This window comes from Psychromonas aquimarina ATCC BAA-1526 (assembly GCF_000428725.1).
Taxonomy (GTDB): Bacteria; Pseudomonadota; Gammaproteobacteria; order Enterobacterales; family Psychromonadaceae; genus Psychromonas; species Psychromonas aquimarina.
This window is the reverse complement of the sequence record NZ_AUAM01000030.1, coordinates 1-20,618: the sequence shown is the minus strand read 5'-3', so window position 1 is coordinate 20,618 and position 20,618 is coordinate 1. Positions and strand designations below refer to the sequence as shown.

Below are 20,618 nucleotides of genomic sequence, written 5' to 3'. Positions count from 1 at the left end.
AATCAGCTAAAAAAAACGCCTTAAAAATTAAGGCGTTAATATCAGATAATGCAGGAAGTCGTTAATTACGCAAATTTACGTACTTCACCGGCACCGTCAATATTTGTTACACAACGGCCGCATAAATCCGGATGAGCTTCATGTTTGCCGACTTCTTCATTATGGTGCCAGCAGCGGTCACACTTCTCAGCGGCACTTTTAGCAACAGCAACAGATAAACCTGTCACTTCAGTTTCAACGGCGCTGTCAGGAGCATCTGCTAACGGCTTAATTTCAGCTTTAGAAGTGATTAATACAAAACGCAGTTCATCTTCCAGGCTGGTTAATAAAGCTGTCAGTTCAGGTGAAGCATAAAGTGTTACCTCAGCTTCGAGACCGCCGCCGATTACGTTTTCTTTACGTGCCAGCTCTAACGCTTTATTTACTTCTGCACGTACAGAAATCAGATTTGCCCAGGCATCGTTACTTAAAACTTCATGGTCAGAAAGGCCGAATAAACCATCATACCAGACATCGGTGAAAACAAACTCATCACGTTCGCCCGGCATACGTCCCCAGATCTCATCAGCAGTGAAGCTTAAGATCGGCGCCATTAAGCGAACCAGCGCTTCAGCAATATGATACAGCGCAGTCTGACAGCTGCGGCGTGCGTTGCTGTCAGTTTTCGCTGTGTACTGGCGGTCCTTAATGATATCCAGGTAGAAACTGCCCAGCTCAATCGAACAGAAGTGCATCAGTTTCTGATAAACCACATGCAGGTTGTAGCTTTCGTATGCTTCAATCACTTCATTCTGCAGAGTCAGAGTCTGTGCAACGATCCAGCGGTCTAATGCCACCATCTCTTCACTCGGCACAATATCAGTGCTCGGCTCAAAACCGTTTAAGTTAGCCAGCAGGAAGCGTGACGTATTACGGATACGTCGGTAGCTGTCTGCGCTGCGGTTTAAAATCTCATCAGAAACAGTGATCTCACCCGTATAGTCCGTTGATGCAACCCATAAACGCAGTACATCAGCACCCAGCTCGTTCATTACCTTCTGCGGAGACATCACATTGCCTAAAGACTTAGACATTTTTTTGCCTTGACCGTCAACTACAAAACCATGCGTTAACACTTCTTTGTACGGCGCCTGATTTTTAATTGCGACACTGGTCAGCAGTGATGACTGGAACCAGCCGCGATGCTGATCTGAGCCTTCAAGGTAAAGGTCGATATTCGCCTGTTCGCCGGATTCCTGAGTATATTCATCACGTACACCAACTACTGCTGAGTGAGTGCTGCCAGAATCGAACCATACATCTAAAGTATCGGTTACTTTACGGTACTGCTCAGCTTCAAAACCAAGCAGAGACTCAGGCTCTAAGTCCCACCATGCCTGAATACCCTCTTTTTCGATTTTACGGGCAATCAGCTCCATCATCTCAACACTGTTTTCATGCAGCTCGTCTGTTTCTTTATTAACAAACAGAGTAATCGGAACACCCCAGGTACGCTGACGGGAGATACACCAGTCAGGGCGGTTTTCGATCATTTTTTCGATACGGCTCTGTCCCCAGCTCGGGATCCATTTAACATCTTTGATTTCACCTAATGCACCGTCACGCAGACCTTTTTGATCCATTGAGATAAACCACTGCGGTGTCGCACGGAAGATGATCGGCGTTTTATGTCTCCAGCAGTGCGGGTAGCTGTGTAATAACGGCTTGTGACATAACAATGCATTATTTTCCTGCAGTACTTCAACAACACGGTCATTTGCTTTAAATACATGTAAACCAGCAAAAAACTCTGTATCTTCTCTAAATACACCGTTATCACCAACCGGGTTCGCTACTTCTAAATCGTAACGTAAACCAACCGAGTAATCGTCCTGACCATGCCCGGGAGCGGTATGTACACAACCTGTACCAGCTTCAATAGTAACGTGATCAGCAACAATTGCAGGCACTTCGATTTTCAAGAACGGGTGATTGAAAAGTTTTTTCTCTAAATCAATACCGGTACAGATAGCTAATACTTTGAAATCTTCAATTTCATAACGCGCCATACAGTCAGCAACTAAATGTGATGCTAAAACTAAACGGCGTTCGCCCGCCTGCACTAATGAGTATTCAACTTTCTCAGACAGTGCTACTGCACGGTTCGCCGGCAGTGTCCACGGAGTTGTTGTCCAGATAACCAGACAAACATCACCAGTGCCTAAATCATCCGCTTGAGGAGTAAAGCAGCTGACCACCTGCTCCGGATTTACCGCTGCAAATGCAACATCAATCGCCGGTGATTTCTTATCTTCGTATTCAACTTCAGCTTCTGCTAGTGCAGAGCCGCAGTCTGTACACCAGTGCACAGGTTTAGAACCTTTATGCAGGTGTTTATTTTCAATAATTTTAGCCAGAGCACGTACAATGTTTGCTTCAGTTTCAAAGTTCATGGTCAGGTACGGGTTTTCCCATTCACCTAACACACCCAGACGTTTAAAATCTTTACGCTGACCGTCAACCTGACGAGCTGCATATTCACGGCATTTAATACGGAACTGCGCCGGTGTTAATTTTTTACCCGGCTTACCGTGTTTCTGCTCTACTTTTAATTCAATCGGCAGACCGTGACAATCCCAGCCGGGAACGTACGGTGCATCAAAATCAGCAAGCGTTTTTGATTTGATAATAATATCTTTAAGAATTTTGTTAACCGAGTGACCGATATGGATATCACCATTTGCATACGGAGGGCCGTCATGCAGAATGAATGTCTTTTTACCTTTTTTCGCAGCCCGGATCTTTCCGTAAAGATCCTTGCTGTACCAGTTTTTCAACATATTTGGTTCACGATTGGCAAGGTTTGCACGCATCGGAAAACCGGTTTTAGGCAGGTTTAACGTGTTTTTATAGTCACTCATTTTAATTTTCCATTAACATAATGTGTAATTACGATTTTTTATTGTGCCACTCTCTGGCCAGTTCAATATCTTTATCAATTTGAATTTTTAATTCTGCGAATGAATCAAATCGTACTTCATCACGCAGTTTTTCTTCTAAAATAACTTCTAACTGCAGTCCATAGAGATCCGCGCTGAAATCAAACAGGTGCACCTCCAGCTGCTGACGAACTCCCTGTACGGTCGGACGCTGCCCTATATTAGCAACTCCCTGATAAACTTTTTCGTTTATACCCAGAACCGAAACAACGTAAACTCCAGAGACCGGAGAAACTCGACGCTTTAACAGCAGATTTGCAGTCGGCACGCCGATTGTACGACCGAGCTTCTGACCATGCACAACTCTGCCGGCAATGCTGTATTTTCGCCCCAACATGGCAGAGGCTCGCTGCAGGTCTCCCTGCGCTAAAGCATCACGAATACGGGTACTGCTGATACGCAGATCACTCTGCATTAAACTCTGTGTATCAATCACTTCAAAGCCGTACTTTTTACCGGCCTGTTTAAGCAGTGCAAAATCGCCTTTACGCTGATAACCAAAATGGAAATCATCGCCAACCACCAGATACTTTATATCCAGTTTCTTAATCAGTAGTTCAGCAATAAAATCTTCAGCACTTAGATTGGCAAAATGATGCGTAAAAGAGACGCATAATAAACGGTCCAGACCTTGCTTTTCTAACTGCACAAACTTATCACGCAGACGGCTTAAACGCGCCGGTGCATTATCCCCGGCAAACAGTTCCGCCGGCTGAGGCTCAAAAGTCAAAACAACGGCCGGTACATTAAGGCGTTCAGCCTCTATTAATAAACGATTCAGAACCGCTTGATGGCCTAAATGAATGCCGTCAAAGTTGCCGATACTTAATACGCAGCCTCGGTGCTCATTTTTCAAATTGTGAATGCCACGCAATAATTTCATGCTATTTAACCATTGTTCTCAACAAGAAAAGTGCACAGCTGCCGAAATGAATACCATTGCTGTCATTAAAACCTACACCAATACTTAATACGCAGCCTCGGTGCTCATTTTTTAAATTGTGAATACCACGCAATAATTTCATGCTATTTAACCATTTTTTCTGCGCTAAGAAGGCACGGCAGCAGAAATGAATCCCATTGCTGTCAATAAAACCGGCACCAATACTTAATACGCGGCCTCGGTGCTCATTTTTTAGATTGTGGATACCACGTAATAATTTCATGCTATTTAACCATTACTCTCTGCACTAAAAATGCACTTCAGCCGAAATGAATCCCATAGCTGTCATTAAAGTCTGCCCCAATACTTAATACGCGACCTCGGTGCTCATTTTTAGATTGTGAACACCGCGCAGTAATTTCATTATTTTGACTTATTTAAGATCTATAAAATGCAAAAGAGAGGATTATATATCAGAGTGAGCAACTATTCAGCTCTCATTTTTATCATTCTCTACTGAAACTTTAAAATGTGAAAAACGGATGCCGATAATGCCCAGCGCAGCAAAATAAAACACAACAGCGCAGCCTATCAAGGTAAACAATTTTAAGGCAGCCTCAAACAGCGAGAATTGAGTCCACTCCAGCAAAGACGGGCTGTACATAAATAACCCCGCGGCCATCAGCAGGCCGGCTGCGGCAATGCGCAGCAGTACTGAAATACTGCCTTTCTGCACCTGATAAACACCGCTTCGGTATAAACCTAACCACAATAGAGAAGCATTTAATGTTGCCGACAATGCAGTCGCAATCGCCAGACCGACATAACCATAAGGAATCGCAAAAATAATATTTAACACCATATTGCTGAGCATCGCGATAATGCCGTATTTAACCGGTGTTTTGGTATCCTGACGCGAGTAATACCCCGGCGCTAAAATTTTCACCAGCATAAAGCTGAGCAGACCGCTGGCATATGCCCACAAACTCATTGATGCCATCGACACATCATGCATATCAAATTCACCGCGCATAAATAATACCCGCAGCATAGGTTCAGCCAGCACAATTAAACCTAACATTGCTGGAAATCCTAAAAAACACACCATACGAATACCCCAGTCTAGAGTTTTCGCAAAATGCTCCTTTGATTCGGTAACATGGGATGAAGATAAACTTGGTAAAATAACCGTAGCAATAGCAATACCAAACAAACCTAGCGGAAACTCCAGCAGGCGGTCTGAATAATATAACCAGCTGATTGAGCCCGTTTGTAAAAAACTCGCAATCAGAGTATCAAGGAGCAGATTAATCTGACTAACAGAAACACCAAATATTGCCGGAATCATTAGGGTTCGTATTTTTACAACACCGGGGTGAGACCAGCTCCAGGTAGGCCTGACCAGCATATTTTCTCTACGTAAAAATGGAATCTGGAAAAAGAACTGCACTGCACCGCCGATAAAGACACCGACAGCCAGGCCTATTTCCGGTTGTGCTAAGCCGGGTGAAAGGAAAAGTGCACAGGCGATTATGGCAATATTTAAAAATACCGGTGTAAATGCCGCCACAGCAAATTTGCCCAGGGTATTTAAAATAGCGCCGGACAATGCCGTAAAAGTAATAAACCACAAATAGGGAAAAGTAATCTTTAACATCAGTGAAGCCAGCTCAAATTTCTGCGCTTCCGCCCCGTCGTTCCACCATTCTAAAAACCAGCCGAAGCCGAATAAAGCAGTGATCACCGACGATCCGACAACCCCCAGGATGGTAATAATCGTCACTATCGTGCCCAGAGTTCCGGATACGGCGGCAATCAGTTTTTTTACCTCATCGGGAGATTTGGTTTTTTCATACTCAGTTAATACCGGTACAAAAGCTTGTGCAAAGGCGCCCTCGGCAAACAAACGACGCAGAAAATTAGGGATCTTATTCGCGAAGAAAAAAACATCAGCGGCTGCGCCGGCCCCCATTAAATTTGCAATCACTACATCTCGAACTAAACCTAACAGTCTTGAAACTAAAGTCATTGAGCTGACAATCAAACCGGATCTCAATAATTTTTTACTCACAATCAACTTCCCGAAAATATTTTTGTAATAAAACAGCTGTACAGCAAAACACATTACTGTGATCAATAACACACTAATTTAACAAGCAAAATAAAAATAAAATATACTGCATGCGGATATCACCCGTTTTCAGCACTGTTAACTACAGGATCAAGTTGCATCTATAAGCTGTTTGGGTATAAAATGCGCGCAGTTTAACCATCTACCTGGTTTCTTACCAGTTTTTTAAGCGGTTAAAAAGAAACCATTTGACAATATACGTGTTACAAGGCATATTCCACGACCTTTGATTATCCCTTGTATACAGAATTTAGGAGTTAAGGTCTTGGCTAATATCAAGTCTGCTAAAAAACGTGCGATTCAATCTGAAAAACGCCGTAAACATAACGCAAGCCGTCGTACAATGATGCGTACTTTCATCAAGAAAGTTGTTGTTGCAATCGAAGCTGCAAACAAAGAACTTGCTACAGCTGAGTTTTTAAAACTTCAATCAGTTTTAGACAGCTACGCAACTAAAGGCTTAATCAACAAGAATACTGCTGCTCGTAAGAAAAGCCGTCTTTCTGCTAAGATTAAAGCACTTTAATATTGATTCGGCTTTTTTAAAGCCTTTGATATATTCGGCAAAAATGAAAGCACTGTAATACAGTACTTTCATTTTAAGCCTGAACAAAAACCGACTTTATGTCGGTTTTTTTGTGTCTTATTTTTAGCTGGATAAGCAAAAGGGAGCATCAGCTCCCTTTTTTATTTTTAATATTTGATTTAAGCAGGCTGCAGTTAAATCCCCATTCCGGATAATGCTGTCATCAGATCTTTAATGGCTTTACCAATAACAGGATTGCTTTCTTCAAAAACTAGCAGCTGCTGTGCCAGTTTTTTATCACGGATAAGCTGTGCCGGATCCCGGGAGATTATCGCTTCTTGAAACTGATCGTGAACTAAACGCAGTTCACCAGCGGTACATTCATCAGCAATAAGATCATCAGCTATAGCTGCCGATAACTTTTCAAATTCTGACTTCACTTTTGTAATTGCCATAAACACCTCTATTGCTGATTAAAGTTTTGGTACCAAATCCAATGATTATCTATTCATTTATGCTGGTTAAAATGAACGCTGGCTTCGTTCTTGATTTTGTAATTAGAGCGACTAGTTACTGCAATCAACGCCTTGCCATCATCCATTTTTCCTACGCCTAAATAACTCATCTAATCAATGGAATTGGTATAATAAAAGTGTAGTCTTAAATTAAACAGTTAGGATTTCGGCTGTTTAAAAAGGTGATCAAGACAACGCCCCAGCAGTAGAAAACCGACCACAAAAGTGACACTTATCAGCATTAGACCAATTTTAAACCAGCTGAATTGTGAACAGTGCTGTAAATATAAAGAGGAAAGGTAAACGGCAGCTAGCCAGTAAATAATCCGGCAAAGAGATGCCCCGAAAGAATAGTTCCGCTCCGTTAACCATAACTTAGCCATGCTGTCAGGCCCTCTTAACCGCAAAACTTAATACATGGTCAATATGCTCCTGCCCGGCGGCCAGCATAATTAAACGATCAATGCCTAAAGCCACACCGGCACAGTCCGGTAAAAAGGTAAGTGAATCAATAAAATTCTGATCAATAGGCATCTGTTCTAACCCTTTTAGCTCCCGCAGACGGTTATCTTCCTGAAAACGTTTCAGCTGCTCCTCGGCATCACTTAATTCATGAAAGCCGTTCGCCAGTTCAATTCCTTTATAATAAACTTCAAACCGCTCAGCAACACGGGGATCCGTTGCTGAAATTCGCGCTAAAGCGGCCTGAGAAGCTGGGAAATTATAAACAAAACACGGTTTATCCTGAGCAATAACCGGCTCCACCGCCACGCAGAACAGCAGCTGTAAAATGGTATCCCGATCTGTTTCACAGCTTAATACTTCCCCAAGATCCAAAGCAGATCCAGCCTGTTTAAGCTCCTCAAGTGAACTCTGCAGCGGGTCAACCGCTAACACCTCGATAAATGCCTCCTGATAACTGCAGCGTCGGGCAGACTCGCAGCTAAGCACCAGCTGCAGCAGCTGATCCATCTCATCCATTAAGCGATGATGATCAAATCCGACCTGATACCATTCCAGAAGCGTAAACTCAGGGTTATGGAAACGTCCGGACTCTTCATTACGAAAAGCTTTGCTGATTTGAAAGATTGAGCCGCTGCCGGCTGACAAAAGACGTTTCATATGAAATTCAGGTGATGTCTGCAGATACAAAGGTAAACCTGAACAGTCCGCTTTTGTCGAAGATATCTGCGGCCCGATAAACATTGTCTGAAAACAGAACAGATGAATATCAGTCACGCCGGCCTGGCTTAACGTTGGAGTCTCCACCTCTAATAAACCGCGGCAGATAAAAAAACTGCGGATATTTTGTATTATTTTCGCTCTTTGCTGCAGCTGTTTTAAGTCTGCGGAAGGTAACCAGGTCATTATATTTCCTATTTTCAGAACAATTTGATCAATTTATCCGCACTGTCAGCCGCCGGCTAAAAGAGCTTAATTAATCAATTTATGGTTAGTTTACCTAAGAATTGATTTAGCAGGAATAAAAACTCTTTGATAGTTGTTATCAACCAACTAACCCTAATATTAACAATTGCTTAAAACACATTTGCGTTACCTCTCAGTATTAATATATTGTTCAATATTATCCTGTTTGGATCACGAAAATTTAAAACAGCACTGATACACTAAATTGTCAGATCAATTAAATATAATTTTGATGGGAGTAAAAGAGTGCAGATAATTAAAACAGATGTAGCCATTGTAGGCGCAGGCGGTTCAGGTTTACGAGCCGCTATTGAAATTGCAGAAAATCATCCCGATCTGGATATCGCATTAATATCCAAAGTTTATCCCATGCGCAGTCATACCGTGGCGGCAGAAGGCGGAGCAGCCGGTGTTGCTCAGGATCACGACTCCCTCGATAACCATTTCAATGATACCGTTGCCGGCGGTGACTGGTTATGTGAGCAGGATGTGGTCCAGTATTTTGTTGAAAATGCCTCAAAGCAGCTTACTCAGCTCGAACATTGGGGCTGCCCGTGGAGCCGCAAAGAAGACGGCAGCATTAACGTACGCGCATTCGGCGGCATGAAAATAGAACGCACCTGGTTTGCAGCAGATAAAAGCGGATTCCATATATTACATACTCTTTTTCAAACTTCAGTGCAGCATCCGAAAATCACCCGTTTTGATGAACATTTCTGTTTAGATCTGCTTGTTGAAGACGGTAAAATTCAAGGGCTTTTAATCCTGGATATTGCCGAAGGGGAAGCAAAACTTATTCAGGCAAAATCCGTGATCATGGCAACCGGCGGAGCCGGGCGCGTATACAGTTATAATACCAACGGCGGTATTGTAACCGGAGACGGCATGTCGCTTGCTTACCGCCACGGCGTAGCACTGCGGGATATGGAATTTGTACAGTACCACCCGACCGGTTTACCAGGCAGCGGTATTTTAATGACCGAAGGCTGCCGTGGTGAAGGCGGTATTTTATTAAATAAAGACGGCTACCGTTATCTGCAGGATTACGGTTTAGGGCCAGAAGTCCCCGTCGGCCAGACTAAAAACAAATATATGGAACTGGGACCGCGTGACAAACTCAGTCAATGTTTCTGGCAGGAACAGCAGAAAGGCAATGTAATTAAAGGTGAAAGAGGTGACGTAGTACATCTGGATCTGCGTCATCTTGGCGAAGAAAAAATTAATGAGCGTCTGCCGTTTATACGTGAACTTGCCAAGGCTTATGTGGGTGTTGATCCGGTACATGAACCAATCCCTGTCCGCCCTACCGTACATTACACTATGGGCGGCATTGAAACTGATGCCAAAACAGCTACCAGCCTGCAGGGGTTATACGCTATCGGCGAGTGTGCTTCTGTCGGCCTGCATGGTGCAAACCGCCTTGGTTCAAACTCATTAACTGAGCTTGCTGTATTTGGTCAGTTAGCCGGTCAGGAAGCGGCTAATTACGCACACGCTAATAAGCATGAAAAAATTGCCCCTCTGAAAAAACAGGCGGAAGCTGTTTTAGAGCGCACCGAAGCGCAGCTGCACAGCAGCGGTACTGAGAAAATGGCCGATATCCGCCAGGAGATGGGTGACAGTATGGAAGAGGGTGTTGGAATCTACCGTACCAAAGAGTCCATGCAGAAAACCATTGATAAATTAGCCGAACTTAAAGAGCGCTACAAAAATATCCAGATCAACGATAAATCCAGCGTATTTAATACTGAGTTTTTATATGCAGTTGAGCTGGGTTACTTACTCGATACAGCAGAGGCAATGGCGCACAGTGCGATTTTAAGAGAAGAATCCCGCGGCTCTCATCAGCGTATTGACGGTTTTGAAAAGCGTGATGATGATAAGTTCCTAAAACATTCACTGGCCTTTTACCAGGCAGATAAAGCACCGAAAATTGACTACTCATCAGTAAAAATCACTAAAAGCCAGCCGGCCGAACGTGTATATGGTGCAGCATCAGAGAAAGCAGGCGCTACACAGGAGAAAGTTTAATGAGTGAGTTAATGATTGAAATTGATGTACTTCGCTACCGTCCGGAGATGGATGAAAAGCCGTTTACACAGATGTTCGAAGTCCCCTATACACCGGATATGTCAATTTTAGAAGCGCTGCAGTACATTAAAGATCATCTCGACAGCACTATCAGCTTCCGCTGGTCATGCCGTATGGCGATCTGCGGCAGCTGCGGCATGATGGTTAACGGTGTACCTAAATTAGGCTGTAAAGCTTTCCTGCGCGATTATTATCCTAAAAAAGTTAGCTTAGAGCCTTTAGCTAACTTCCCTATAGAGCGCGATCTTGTAGTAGTAATGGATGACTTCATCAAAAAACTAGAAGAAGTGAAACCTTATATTATTCCTGAAAAAGAAAAATGTCTGTCAGAAGGTACCTATCAGCAGACTCCGGAACAGATGGCCAAATTTAAACAGTTTTCAATGTGTATCAACTGCGGGCTTTGTTATGCAGCCTGCCCGCAATATGCTCTTGATAACAAGTTTACCGGCCCGGCGGCACTGGCACTGCTTGCCCGCTATAACCGTGACAGCCGTGACGGCGGCGAAGCACAGCGGATGAAAATCGTAAATCAGGAAGAAGGAGTCTGGGGCTGTACTTTTGTCGGTTACTGCTCTGTTGTATGTCCTAAAGATGTCGATCCGGCAGCTGCTATTCAGCTATTAAAAGTGGAAAGCAGTAAAGATTACCTGATCGGTATGTTTAAACCGGAATAAAGAAACATGTGATGCTTTGAACCGTACCTTAAGCTGCGGTTCAAAGCTCACGGTACTTCTCATATTGATAATATTAACCTTGGCAGCGCACTGCTGCTTTTCAAACACAGCAGTGCGGCAAAGAAAGAGGAGCAGCAAATGACCAAACGTAAACCTTATAAACGCGAATTACCCACCGACTGGTGGCTGAAACATGCTTTTTATACAAAATACATGATCCGGGAAGGAAGCAGTGTTTTGATAACTTTATACAGTCTGATTCTAGCCTGGGGGGTTCTCCGCCTCAGTCAGGGTGAAGCGGCATTTAACGGCTGGCTTGAAGCTCTGCAGAGCCCCTTTTCAATTTTCATCCACCTGCTCGCACTTGCACTGGCGCTGTACCACACCATAACCTGGTTTTCGCTGGCACCAAAAGCAGTTGATTTATGGCTGAAAGGTAAAAGGCTGGAAGATAAAGTCATCGTTGCCGGTCATTACGGTGCTTTCGCTGTAGTTACTGTTTTTTGCCTGTTAATTATTACGTTATAAGGGAGCTAGAAATGTCAGAGACAACAGAAAAAACCTACAAACGTTCTCATGAGCCGGTATTTTGGGGATTATTTGGTGCAGGCGGCATGCTCACCGCTTTTCTTACTCCGGTTATGATATTAATAACCGGCATTTTAATTCCGCTGGGAATTATCAACAGCCAGAATTTCAGCTATGAAAAAATTCACGGCTTTGCAACAACCTGGTACGGAGCAGTTATTGTTCTCGTTTTAGTTGCATTACCGTTATGGCATACACTGCACCGTATTTTTCATGCTCTGCATGATATCGGCATTAACCGCGGCCGTGACTGGCAGCAGGTTATCTGTTACGGCTTTGCTTTTGCCGCCAGCATATTTGTTTTTACCCTGCTGCTGCAGATGTTTTAGCCCGAGGTTAATCCGCTAAATGCACAAACCAGCAAATAGAATAAATACAGTCTGTTGTACTGTATTTATTCTATTCTTAAGCACCCCATCTCCGTCATTCAGTAAGGATGTTTTTACTATCGGCGTACAGAACTTCTTTGAATACCACCCATACTCTGAATTTAAAAATAATCAATATCGTGGTTTTAACCGCGAGTTACTGGATATGTTTGCCGCTAGTCATAATTATACTTTCGACTATAAAGTTCGTCCGATTAGACGTTTATATGCCGAATATATTGCCGGGAAGTTTGATTTTAAATATCCGGATAATGAACTCTGGCAGGCAGAGTTAAAAAACAGCACAGATATAAAATACAGCGCACCTGTTGTCGAGTATACCGACGGTATTATGCTTGTTCCCGACAAAAAAGGCACCGCACTTAATGAACTCAAAAGTATCAGTGTCATTAACGGCTTCACATTACCACAGGCATATCTGTACAAAGAACAGCAGGGAGAGCTTCTGATAGTCAGAACAACGGATTACAAGCGTCTGCTGCAGCTGGCATTAGAGGGGCGAGTTGACGGCGCTTATTTTAATACAACAATCAGCCGCCATTACCTTTCACACTCGGGATACAAAGCGGATGCATTAATCTTTGAGAACAGTTTACCTTTCCTTCGCAGTCAACGGAGACTCTCTTCGATTAAATACCCTGCTGTTATCAGACAATTTAACCAGTTTTTAATCGAACGAAAAGACGATATTGATAAGCTGAAAAAAAGATATGACTTGAACGGCGATCCTGATAAAAGACATGTACATCAATATCAGCATAATGAAAATATTCCAGCGGCTAAGAAACTGCCGGAGAACAAAAAGAAATAAGAAAGCTTATAAATATTAATACAGCTATAAAAAAACCAGTTATTAATAACTGGTTTTTCGTCTTCACAACCTGCTTAGTGCACAGTGCTTATTTTTTTACACGACCAACATATTCAGCGCTGCGTGTATCAACTTTAACAACTTCACCAATCTGGATAAACAACGGTACTCGAATAACAGCACCAGTTGCTAGAGTAGCAGGTTTACCGCCAGTACCAGCGGTATCACCTTTAAGACCAGGATCAGTATCCGTTACTTCAATTTCAACGAAGTTTGGCGGTGTAACAGCAATCGGGTTATCGTTCCAGGTTGTGATAGTACACATATCCTGCTCAACCAGCCATTTTTCCATATCACCAACCGCTTTCTGATCTGCGGCGATCTGCTCAAATGTTTCATTGTTCATAAAATGGAAAAACTCACCGTCGTTATAAAGATAAGCAAGATCAAAATCCATTACATCAGCAGACTCAACTGTCTCGCCAGACTTAAATGTTTTTTCAATCACTTTGCCTGACAGCAGTTTACGAAGTTTCACGCGGTTAAACGCTTGTCCTTTACCAGGTTTAACGAATTCATTCTCGATAATTGCACAAGGCTCTTTATCAAGCATGAATTTTAGCCCGCCTTTGAATTCACTGGTACTATACGTTCCCATAATAACCTCTATATAAATTAATTTTAAAAATGGCACAAATAATTACCGTGAATAATACCGACGAGTTGCCCTCTTGGCAAAAAGAACTGGCAAATGCGATTAAAAATCCGCTGCAGCTTCTGCAATTATTAGATATATCCCCGCAAAGTCTGCAGTTTAGTGATGCTGCACGTAAAAGTTTTCCTATGTTAGTACCACATCCGTTTATCAGGAAAATGAAAAAGGGCGATATAAATGATCCTTTATTAAAGCAGGTTCTGCCTGTTGCAGATGAACAGTTAATCAGTCCTGATTATAGTTTTGATCCCCTGCAGGAACATGAAAGCGCAGTACCCGGCTTACTGCATAAATATAAAAGCCGCGTTCTGCTGATTTTAAAATCCGGCTGTGCAGTTAACTGCCGCTACTGTTTCCGGCGCCATTTTCCGTATCAGGATAATAATATTAATAAAAAACAGCTCCAGGAAATTATCACTTACCTTAAAGCACACCCGGAAGTAAACGAAGTGATATTAAGCGGCGGTGATCCGCTGATGAGCAAAGATGACTTTCTGCACTATCTACTTAAGGAATTGAGTTTATTACCGCAGTTGACCCGTTTGCGGGTTCATACTCGGTTACCCGTTGTTATCCCGGCACGTATAACAGAGCAGTTGTGTGAGATTCTTAAACAAACTCGCTTAAATGTAGTTTTTGTTTTACACATTAATCACGGCAATGAAATTGACCGCGATTTTAAAGATGCCATGCTCAAACTCAAGGAGGCGGGCGTTCAGCTTTTAAATCAAGGGGTGTTATTAAAAGGAGTTAATGATAACAGTCAGGCTTTAATTGCGCTCAGTGAAGCTTTATTCGATGCCCATATCCTGCCTTATTACCTGTTTTTACTAGACAAGGTGCAGGGCGCACAGCATTTTGATTTAGCAGAGAAAAAAGCACAGCAGCTGATTCAGGAGATGAGCATCGCATTACCGGGGTATTTAGTACCCAAGCTAAGTAGGGAAATTGCCGGTCAAAAAAGTAAAACTGTTATTAATTCGTTATAATGCGCTAAAGTAATAGTGCAGTTAGCATCAAATAGGAAAAAATAATGAGCAAAGAAAACGTTGTTAAACAATTACAAGAAAATGTAAAAATTATTTACCATAAAGCAGTTGATGCAGATAAGCAGCTTGAAGTTTTACGCAAACAGGACAAAGCCAGTTTTGCACAGGTATTCAGCGCAGACAGCGCTTTTAAAAATCATTCCAGCACCTTTTTACCCTATGTAGAAGAACTGGCTGCTGATTTACAGGAAATTCAGGTCGATAATGAAGAGCATTACAAAACCTTATTACCTGCAATCGTAGTGAAAATTGAGCTGCTTTTTAAGACACTTAGTTCATTTAAAATAAACTTGAAAGATTAAGCCTGGTAGTGACAAGCTTTTCTTTAATTTAAGGGCAAACAGACAGACTGTTCGCCCTTTTCTTTATCCAGCTATCCCTACAAACAAGCGCCAAAAACTCATTGCGCAGTATCTTCCGACTCCTCCAGAGGCTGAGCATAACTGTCTATAAAGGACTGCAGTCCCTGCTGTACCAGTTCATAGGTTTTATCTATATTAGATGCAATATCACCCTCTAATACATTTAAACCGTGCAGTATATCGCGGGCTTCTGAAAAGCCCTGATCGATTCCACCGCCAATCACAGCAATAAAACTGGTCAATGCTTCCTGCTCCTGCATTTCTGGATGTTGTTCATGGTAGAGGCTGAAAAACTGCGTACTAAAAGAAACAATACGCTCGGCCGTTGCTTCCGGGCTGACATCAAGACCTGAATCATAAGCCTCTTCAACCTTAGTTTCTACTCCCATCTCCTGCAGCGCTTCGTTTATCCCCTGCAGAGCCGTCTTTAACAGTAAAGAAAGCGGCTTATCGGCAATAGTCTCACTAAACTCCAGCGTTGACTGCAGAATGGCTGCGTTCAGCTGTTTTTTATTTGTGACTGAAACAGGCGTTTGTATTTTTTCAGCATTTTTGGCATGTGCTAGTTCGGAAACCTGCCCTCCTATCGGTCCGTTTTCTTTTTTATGCTCAGCTTTGGCAAGTGCACGAACATCTTGATTAAAAGCACTATTTGCGTTAATTTTAGGATCCATAACAGATACCTCTTTGTTGAAGTATATATAGTAAGTATCGGCCTGTTTGCTCAAAACTTAAACAGCGCTTTGAATACAATTCAAACACAGCCTGCACATCCCATTAATTACAAACACTTACAAGCACGTTCAGCATACAAAAAGCAATGAATTGTGATTTTTTGAAAAAAAACAACATAAAGTTGATTTATTCGCTTCATTTTTTTTGGGAAAACGTTAAGTTACAGGCTTTTCATAAATGAAAATATAAGCAGGATCTATATTTTCCGACTAAAGGCGACATCTATGTTAGAACTTTTCAACTCAATCAACGGCATTTTATGGGGGCAAATCCTTGTATATCTATTGATTGGTACAGGTCTATATTTCACTGTCCGTTTAGGTTTTATTCAAATCAGACATTTTTTACACACTTTCACGGTAATGCGTAACAGCCGTAAATCAGACAGAGAAGGTATTTCATCATTTCAGGCCCTTTCAACCAGCTTAGCAGCTCGTGTTGGTACGGGTAACCTGGCCGGTGTAGCAATTGCCATCACAGTCGGTGGCGCCGGGGCCATTTTCTGGATGTGGTTAATCGCATTGATCGGTATGGCAACCAGTTTTGCAGAGAGCACATTAGCACAAGCTTATAAAGTACACGATGACGACGGCAACTTCCGCGGTGGTCCGGCTTATTATATGGAGCGAGGCTTAAACGCACGCTGGATGGGCACTCTGTTTGCCGTCTTTTTGATTATTGCTTTCGGCCTGGTATTTAATGCTGTGCAGGCAAATTCAATTACCGCGGCGCTGCACGAATCATTCCAGATGGATAAAACCAATGTTGGTATTATTCTGTTTGTTATTTCCGGATTTGTTATTTTTACCGGTATCCGCGGTATTGCACGCATCTCAGAAAGAATTGTTCCTTTTATGGCAATGGCTTATCTATTAATCGCATTTTATGTGGTAGTGACTAATATTGCAGAAATTCCAGCTATCCTAAAAATGATTTTTGATTCAGCATTCGGCTGGCAGGAAGCAAGCGGCGGTGCATTTGGTGTAATGGTAATGACCGGCATCAAGCGTGGTTTATTCTCTAACGAAGCCGGCATGGGTAGTGCGGCTAACGCGGCGGCAACGGCATCACCTTATCCTCCTCACCCTGCTTCACAGGGTTATGTGCAGATGCTGGGTGTATTTATCGACACCATAATTATCTGTACAGCAACAGCTTCAATTATTTTATTATCCGGCGGTATCGAGTCATTTTCCGGAATGGGAGGTGTTGAAATAACCCAGCGCGCATTAGACGGCCAGGTAGGAAACTGGGGCGGCGAGTTTGTTGCTGTCGCATTAATGTTCTTTGCTTTCACATCTATTATTGCCAACTACTCATACGCAGAAACCAACTTAATGTTCCTGCAGCATAAGCACTCTCACGGTGTTAATACACTGCGTATTGCTGTACTGGGTATGATTATGTTCGGCGCAACCCAAAGTAATGAAGTGATCTGGGCGCTTGCCGATGTATCCATGGGGTTAATGGCTATCGTAAACTTAATTGCAATTTTGTTACTGTCTAATGAAGTAGTAAAACTAGCTAAAGATTACAATGTACAGTTAGATGCCGGTAAAGTACCGACTTTCGATCGCACCAAGATACCGGAACTTGACAGGAAAATTGAACCGGGAGTCTGGGAAAAGAAATAATTCCAGCACAAAACTCACCAATAAAAAAACCTGCATACTGCAGGTTTTTTTTTAATATCTGTTTTTCTTTAAATAATACAATAAAGCTCTGAACCTTCATTATTCAACATTGAATATTTTAAATCCTGCGACTACAACTATTAGCTGAATATTTCATTACTGAAAGGAACAGCTATGTATCCCAACCTGAATAATATCGGCGTATTAAATCATGAGAACATCGAACGTTATACCCTTCGCCAGGAAGCCGGTAACGACATTCTAAAAATTTACTTTCGTAAAGGCAGTCGTGATTTTTTTGCCAAAAGCGTGAAATTTAAATTCCCAAGACAGAGCAAAAAAGTAAGCGGTGATCACGGCACTCCCGGTTTTCGAAATATTTCTGAAATCAACAGCACCCTGCGCCCTATCATCCAAGAACTCGATATTCTTACCGTCCATGTAAAACACGAAAAAGAGATAAAAATGCAGGTCTTAGATGACTTAAAGCATTTAGAATCCGTTGTAACCAGCAAAATCAAAGAAATTGAACGTAAACTGGAAAAGCTTTAAGAAGAAAAAAGCCTGCAGACTGCAGGCTTTTCATTAGTTGGGATTTAATGACAATATAAGACTAGCTGATACGCTCAAATAACAGATCCCATACACCATGACCAAGGTTGTTACCACGGTTTTCAAACTTAGTCAGCGGACGCCATTCCGGGCGGGGAGCATAGTCACTATCACAGCTGTTTTTAAAATCTGACGCTGCTTTTAATACTTCTAACATATGCTCAGCATAATTTTCCCAGTCAGTTGCCATATGGATCACCCCGCCAATAGCTAACTTAGGACGCATATTTTCAATAAATTCCGGCTGCACAATACGGCGTTTATGATGACGTGCTTTATGCCAAGGATCCGGGAAGTAAAGCTGGAAGGTTGCCAGACTTTCATCCGGGATCATAAACTCTAATACTTCAACAGCGTCATGATTAATTACACGCAGATTGGTTAAACCCGCTTCTCCCGCGTCCGCTAAACAAGCGCCGACACCTGGACCATGTACTTCAATACCGAAAAAGTTTTTCTCCGGTGCATTTTTAGCCATTTCAACTAATGATTTACCCATGCCGAAACCAATCTCTAAAACAACAGGTGCATCGCGGCCGAATAACTCGGTGAAGTCCAGCTCTTTTTCTTGATAATCAACGCCCATGGTTGCCCATAGCGTATCGATTGCCGTCTGCTGACGGTTAGTCATGCGCCCTTCACGTTTTACAAAGGAGCGGATTTTACGCATATAACGCGCTTCGCCGACAGGCTGTGTTTTCTCAGAAGCCTGGTTTTCTTGATCTGTCATTTTTCTACCCTAGAAATTCACTGGTAATTAATATCTGCGCATTATACCAATAATATTTAAGAAAGGATCGACTTTATCAGCAGCAGAAAAAGATGCGTACAGCAATGCAGATATGCACTTAATTTTTGTAATGTTATTTTTTGAAATAACTCTGTTATCCTCTATTTTTCCCAGAAAATAGCAAAGAGTTTGTTTTGAATCACAAAAACTTCAGCCGGCGTATAATTGCCTGGCATCAAAAATTCGGCCGTAAAACCTTACCCTGGCAGCAGGATAAAAGCCTCTATAAGACCTGGATCAGCGAGGTAATGCTGCAGCAGACTCAAGTTGCCACTGTAATTCCATATTTTAATAAATTTATGCGTTCCTTTCCGACCATCTCTTATCTTGCTAACGCACCTTTAGATGAAGTACTGCACCACTGGACCGGGCTGGGTTATTACGCCAGAGCACGCAACCTGCATAAAGCAGCACAGTTTATCCGCGATAATTATAACGGTAATTTTCCAGAAGAGTTTCAGCAGGTTATTGATTTACCAGGCATAGGACGCTCCACTGCAGGTGCAGTTCTTTCCCTGACCTTAGATAAACACTTTGCTATTTTAGACGGTAATGTGAAACGTGTTTTAACACGCCATCAGACCATTGAAGGCTGGACGGGTGAAAAACGTGTCGAAAACACTCTCTGGAAACTCGCTGAGAAGCTGACGCCGCATACACAGACTAATGTATTTAATCAGGCAATGATGGATATGGGTGCCATGGTCTGTACCAGAACTAAACCTAAATGTAGTGAATGCCCGGTGCACAATGACTGCTTAGCTTTTGCCGACGGCAGCATGAAAGAGTTTCCTACTGCCAAAGCAAAAAAGAAAATTCCGGTAAAAAATGCATTTATGCTGGTGCTTGCGGATAAAAGCGCACAGACAATACAACTCAAGCAGCGTCCACCGGTTGGTATTTGGGGGAGATTATGGTGTTTTCCTGAATTTAGCAGCTTAGACGAGTGCCGGGAAAAGTTAGCTGACACAGGTATTGAAAATTACCAGGAAACATTACTACCCGCTTTCCGGCACACTTTCAGCCACTATCATTTTGATATATCGCCCGTTTTAATTGAAGTGCCGAAAATGGAAATAAAACAAGTCATGGAAGAAAGTGACAGCCTTTGGTATAACTTACAACATCCGCAAAAAATCGGCCTGGCGGCGGCCACCAAAAAAATATTAAGCAGTGTTAATAAAATTCATGAAAAGGAATAAACAATGTCTAGAACTGTATTTTGTAGTTATTTAAAAAAAGAAGCCCCCGGACTTGCTTTTCAACTGATTCCAGGTGAACTGGGAAAACGCATTTTTGACAATATCAGCCAGGAAGCCTGGACAAAATGGCAGCACAAACAAACCATGCTGATCAATGAAAAAAAGTTAAATTTAATGAACCTTGAAGATCGAAAAATCATTGAAGAAGCGATGATTGGTTATCTTTTTGAAAATAAAGACGTTGATATTGAAGGTTATACACCAGAGAAATAAGCTCATTTTCTGCGTTAATGTTCGCAAATGAAGCAGATAACGTTCAAAGCACAGGCAAACACTAAAAAAAGCAGCTAAAACATTAAAAAGTGGTTGACGGTCGAAGGGAAAATCTATTTAATACGCCTCGTTCCTGCTTCGTTAGCTCAGTCGGTAGAGCAGAGGATTGAAAATCCTCGTGTCCTTGGTTCAATTCCGAGACGAAGCACCATATTTTAGTTTGTTGAAG

The 20,618-nt window shown here is 42.4% G+C and carries 22 protein-coding genes and 1 tRNA gene; 13 read left to right on the top strand and 10 right to left on the bottom strand.

All coding sequences use genetic code 11. The features are described from left to right. Nucleotides 1-65 precede the first annotated feature (65 nt). From ileS to murJ, 4 genes are all read right to left on the bottom strand, one after another. On the bottom strand, nucleotides 66-2,900 hold the full coding sequence (ileS, locus tag G337_RS0112350; protein WP_028864165.1) for an isoleucine--tRNA ligase: 2,835 nt from the start codon (nucleotides 2,898-2,900) through the stop codon (nucleotides 66-68). Between the two features lie 28 nt (nucleotides 2,901-2,928). After that, the gene (gene ribF, locus G337_RS0112345) at nucleotides 2,929-3,861 is read right to left on the bottom strand and encodes a bifunctional riboflavin kinase/FAD synthetase (protein WP_028864164.1); all 933 of its coding nucleotides are present in this window, start codon (nucleotides 3,859-3,861) and stop codon (nucleotides 2,929-2,931) included. A gap of 1 nt (nucleotide 3,862) precedes the next feature. Further along, nucleotides 3,863-4,144: a hypothetical protein gene (locus G337_RS0112340; RefSeq protein WP_028864163.1), complete on the bottom strand. Its 282-nt coding sequence runs from the start codon at nucleotides 4,142-4,144 to the stop codon at nucleotides 3,863-3,865. A gap of 207 nt (nucleotides 4,145-4,351) precedes the next feature. Further along, a complete protein-coding gene (gene murJ / locus G337_RS0112335) occupies nucleotides 4,352-5,932 on the bottom strand; it encodes a murein biosynthesis integral membrane protein MurJ (RefSeq protein WP_028864162.1) in 1,581 nt (526 codons plus the stop codon). Between the two features lie 325 nt (nucleotides 5,933-6,257). Here murJ and rpsT point away from each other — a divergent pair, with 325 nt between their 5' ends. Continuing rightward, on the top strand, nucleotides 6,258-6,518 hold the full coding sequence (gene rpsT, locus G337_RS0112330) for a 30S ribosomal protein S20 (protein WP_028864161.1): 261 nt from the start codon (nucleotides 6,258-6,260) through the stop codon (nucleotides 6,516-6,518). A gap of 194 nt (nucleotides 6,519-6,712) precedes the next feature. Here rpsT and G337_RS0112325 read toward each other — a convergent pair whose 3' ends face one another. The 3 genes from G337_RS0112325 to epmA form a co-directional block, all read right to left on the bottom strand. Beyond that, a complete protein-coding gene (locus G337_RS0112325) occupies nucleotides 6,713-6,973 on the bottom strand; it encodes a DUF4404 family protein (RefSeq protein WP_028864160.1) in 261 nt (86 codons plus the stop codon). 218 nt (nucleotides 6,974-7,191) lie between these two features. Next, entirely contained in the window at nucleotides 7,192-7,416 is a 225-nt protein-coding gene (locus G337_RS0112320) for a hypothetical protein (RefSeq protein WP_028864159.1), read from the bottom strand. A gap of 4 nt (nucleotides 7,417-7,420) precedes the next feature. Continuing rightward, nucleotides 7,421-8,401: an elongation factor P--(R)-beta-lysine ligase gene (gene epmA / locus G337_RS0112315; protein WP_028864158.1), complete on the bottom strand. Its 981-nt coding sequence runs from the start codon at nucleotides 8,399-8,401 to the stop codon at nucleotides 7,421-7,423. 306 nt (nucleotides 8,402-8,707) lie between these two features. On the opposite strand from epmA, the gene frdA reads away from it, so the two are divergent. The 5 genes from frdA to G337_RS0112290 all read left to right on the top strand — a co-directional run bounded on the left by frdA (nucleotide 8,708) and on the right by G337_RS0112290 (nucleotide 13,017). Further along, nucleotides 8,708-10,492 (top strand): fumarate reductase (quinol) flavoprotein subunit, encoded by a 1,785-nt coding sequence (gene frdA, locus G337_RS0112310; protein ID WP_028864157.1) that lies wholly within the window; start codon nucleotides 8,708-8,710, stop codon nucleotides 10,490-10,492. Further along, on the top strand, nucleotides 10,492-11,229 hold the full coding sequence (locus tag G337_RS0112305; RefSeq protein WP_028864156.1) for a succinate dehydrogenase/fumarate reductase iron-sulfur subunit: 738 nt from the start codon (nucleotides 10,492-10,494) through the stop codon (nucleotides 11,227-11,229). Before frdA ends, G337_RS0112305 begins: the two co-directional genes overlap by 1 nt. Nucleotides 11,230-11,367: 138 nt before the next feature. Then, nucleotides 11,368-11,757, top strand: coding sequence for a fumarate reductase subunit C (locus G337_RS0112300; RefSeq protein ID WP_028864155.1), 390 nt, complete (start codon nucleotides 11,368-11,370; stop codon nucleotides 11,755-11,757). A gap of 11 nt (nucleotides 11,758-11,768) precedes the next feature. Next, entirely contained in the window at nucleotides 11,769-12,146 is a 378-nt protein-coding gene (frdD, locus tag G337_RS0112295; RefSeq protein ID WP_028864154.1) for a fumarate reductase subunit FrdD, read from the top strand. Nucleotides 12,147-12,165: 19 nt separating this feature from the next. Next, a complete protein-coding gene (locus G337_RS0112290) occupies nucleotides 12,166-13,017 on the top strand; it encodes a substrate-binding periplasmic protein (protein WP_028864153.1) in 852 nt (283 codons plus the stop codon). Between the two features lie 88 nt (nucleotides 13,018-13,105). On the opposite strand, the gene efp is transcribed toward G337_RS0112290, so the two are convergent. After that, entirely contained in the window at nucleotides 13,106-13,675 is a 570-nt protein-coding gene (efp, locus tag G337_RS0112285; RefSeq protein WP_028864152.1) for an elongation factor P, read from the bottom strand. Between the two features lie 29 nt (nucleotides 13,676-13,704). Here efp and epmB point away from each other — a divergent pair, with 29 nt between their 5' ends. Both epmB and G337_RS0112275 read left to right on the top strand, forming a co-directional pair. Further along, complete coding sequence (epmB, locus tag G337_RS0112280) at nucleotides 13,705-14,721, top strand: EF-P beta-lysylation protein EpmB (protein ID WP_051303216.1); 1,017 nt, start codon at nucleotides 13,705-13,707, stop codon at nucleotides 14,719-14,721. A 44-nt stretch (nucleotides 14,722-14,765) separates the two neighbouring features. Further along, nucleotides 14,766-15,083, top strand: coding sequence for a hypothetical protein (locus G337_RS0112275; protein ID WP_028864150.1), 318 nt, complete (start codon nucleotides 14,766-14,768; stop codon nucleotides 15,081-15,083). 98 nt (nucleotides 15,084-15,181) lie between these two features. Here the strand turns inward: G337_RS0112275 and G337_RS0112270 are convergent, their stop codons facing one another. Beyond that, the gene (locus G337_RS0112270; protein WP_028864149.1) at nucleotides 15,182-15,817 is read right to left on the bottom strand and encodes a DUF5610 domain-containing protein; all 636 of its coding nucleotides are present in this window, start codon (nucleotides 15,815-15,817) and stop codon (nucleotides 15,182-15,184) included. 285 nt (nucleotides 15,818-16,102) lie between these two features. Between G337_RS0112270 and G337_RS0112265 the strand changes: the two genes are divergently transcribed. Together G337_RS0112265 and G337_RS0112260 are read left to right on the top strand one after the other, a co-directional pair. After that, nucleotides 16,103-17,512: an alanine/glycine:cation symporter family protein gene (locus G337_RS0112265; RefSeq protein WP_028864148.1), complete on the top strand. Its 1,410-nt coding sequence runs from the start codon at nucleotides 16,103-16,105 to the stop codon at nucleotides 17,510-17,512. Between the two features lie 174 nt (nucleotides 17,513-17,686). Beyond that, nucleotides 17,687-18,064: a DUF3461 family protein gene (locus G337_RS0112260; protein WP_028864147.1), complete on the top strand. Its 378-nt coding sequence runs from the start codon at nucleotides 17,687-17,689 to the stop codon at nucleotides 18,062-18,064. Between the two features lie 61 nt (nucleotides 18,065-18,125). Here G337_RS0112260 and trmB read toward each other — a convergent pair whose 3' ends face one another. Then, nucleotides 18,126-18,854: a tRNA (guanosine(46)-N7)-methyltransferase TrmB gene (gene trmB / locus G337_RS0112255; protein WP_028864146.1), complete on the bottom strand. Its 729-nt coding sequence runs from the start codon at nucleotides 18,852-18,854 to the stop codon at nucleotides 18,126-18,128. 194 nt (nucleotides 18,855-19,048) lie between these two features. Between trmB and mutY the strand changes: the two genes are divergently transcribed. The 3 genes from mutY to G337_RS0112240 all read left to right on the top strand — a co-directional run bounded on the left by mutY (nucleotide 19,049) and on the right by G337_RS0112240 (nucleotide 20,600). Further along, nucleotides 19,049-20,116, top strand: a complete 1,068-nt coding sequence (mutY, locus tag G337_RS0112250; protein ID WP_028864145.1) for an A/G-specific adenine glycosylase — start codon at nucleotides 19,049-19,051, stop codon at nucleotides 20,114-20,116. 3 nt (nucleotides 20,117-20,119) lie between these two features. Beyond that, complete coding sequence (locus tag G337_RS0112245; RefSeq protein WP_028864144.1) at nucleotides 20,120-20,389, top strand: oxidative damage protection protein; 270 nt, start codon at nucleotides 20,120-20,122, stop codon at nucleotides 20,387-20,389. Nucleotides 20,390-20,524: 135 nt separating this feature from the next. Continuing rightward, a tRNA-Phe gene (locus G337_RS0112240) sits at nucleotides 20,525-20,600 on the top strand. Nucleotides 20,601-20,618 lie beyond the last annotated feature (18 nt).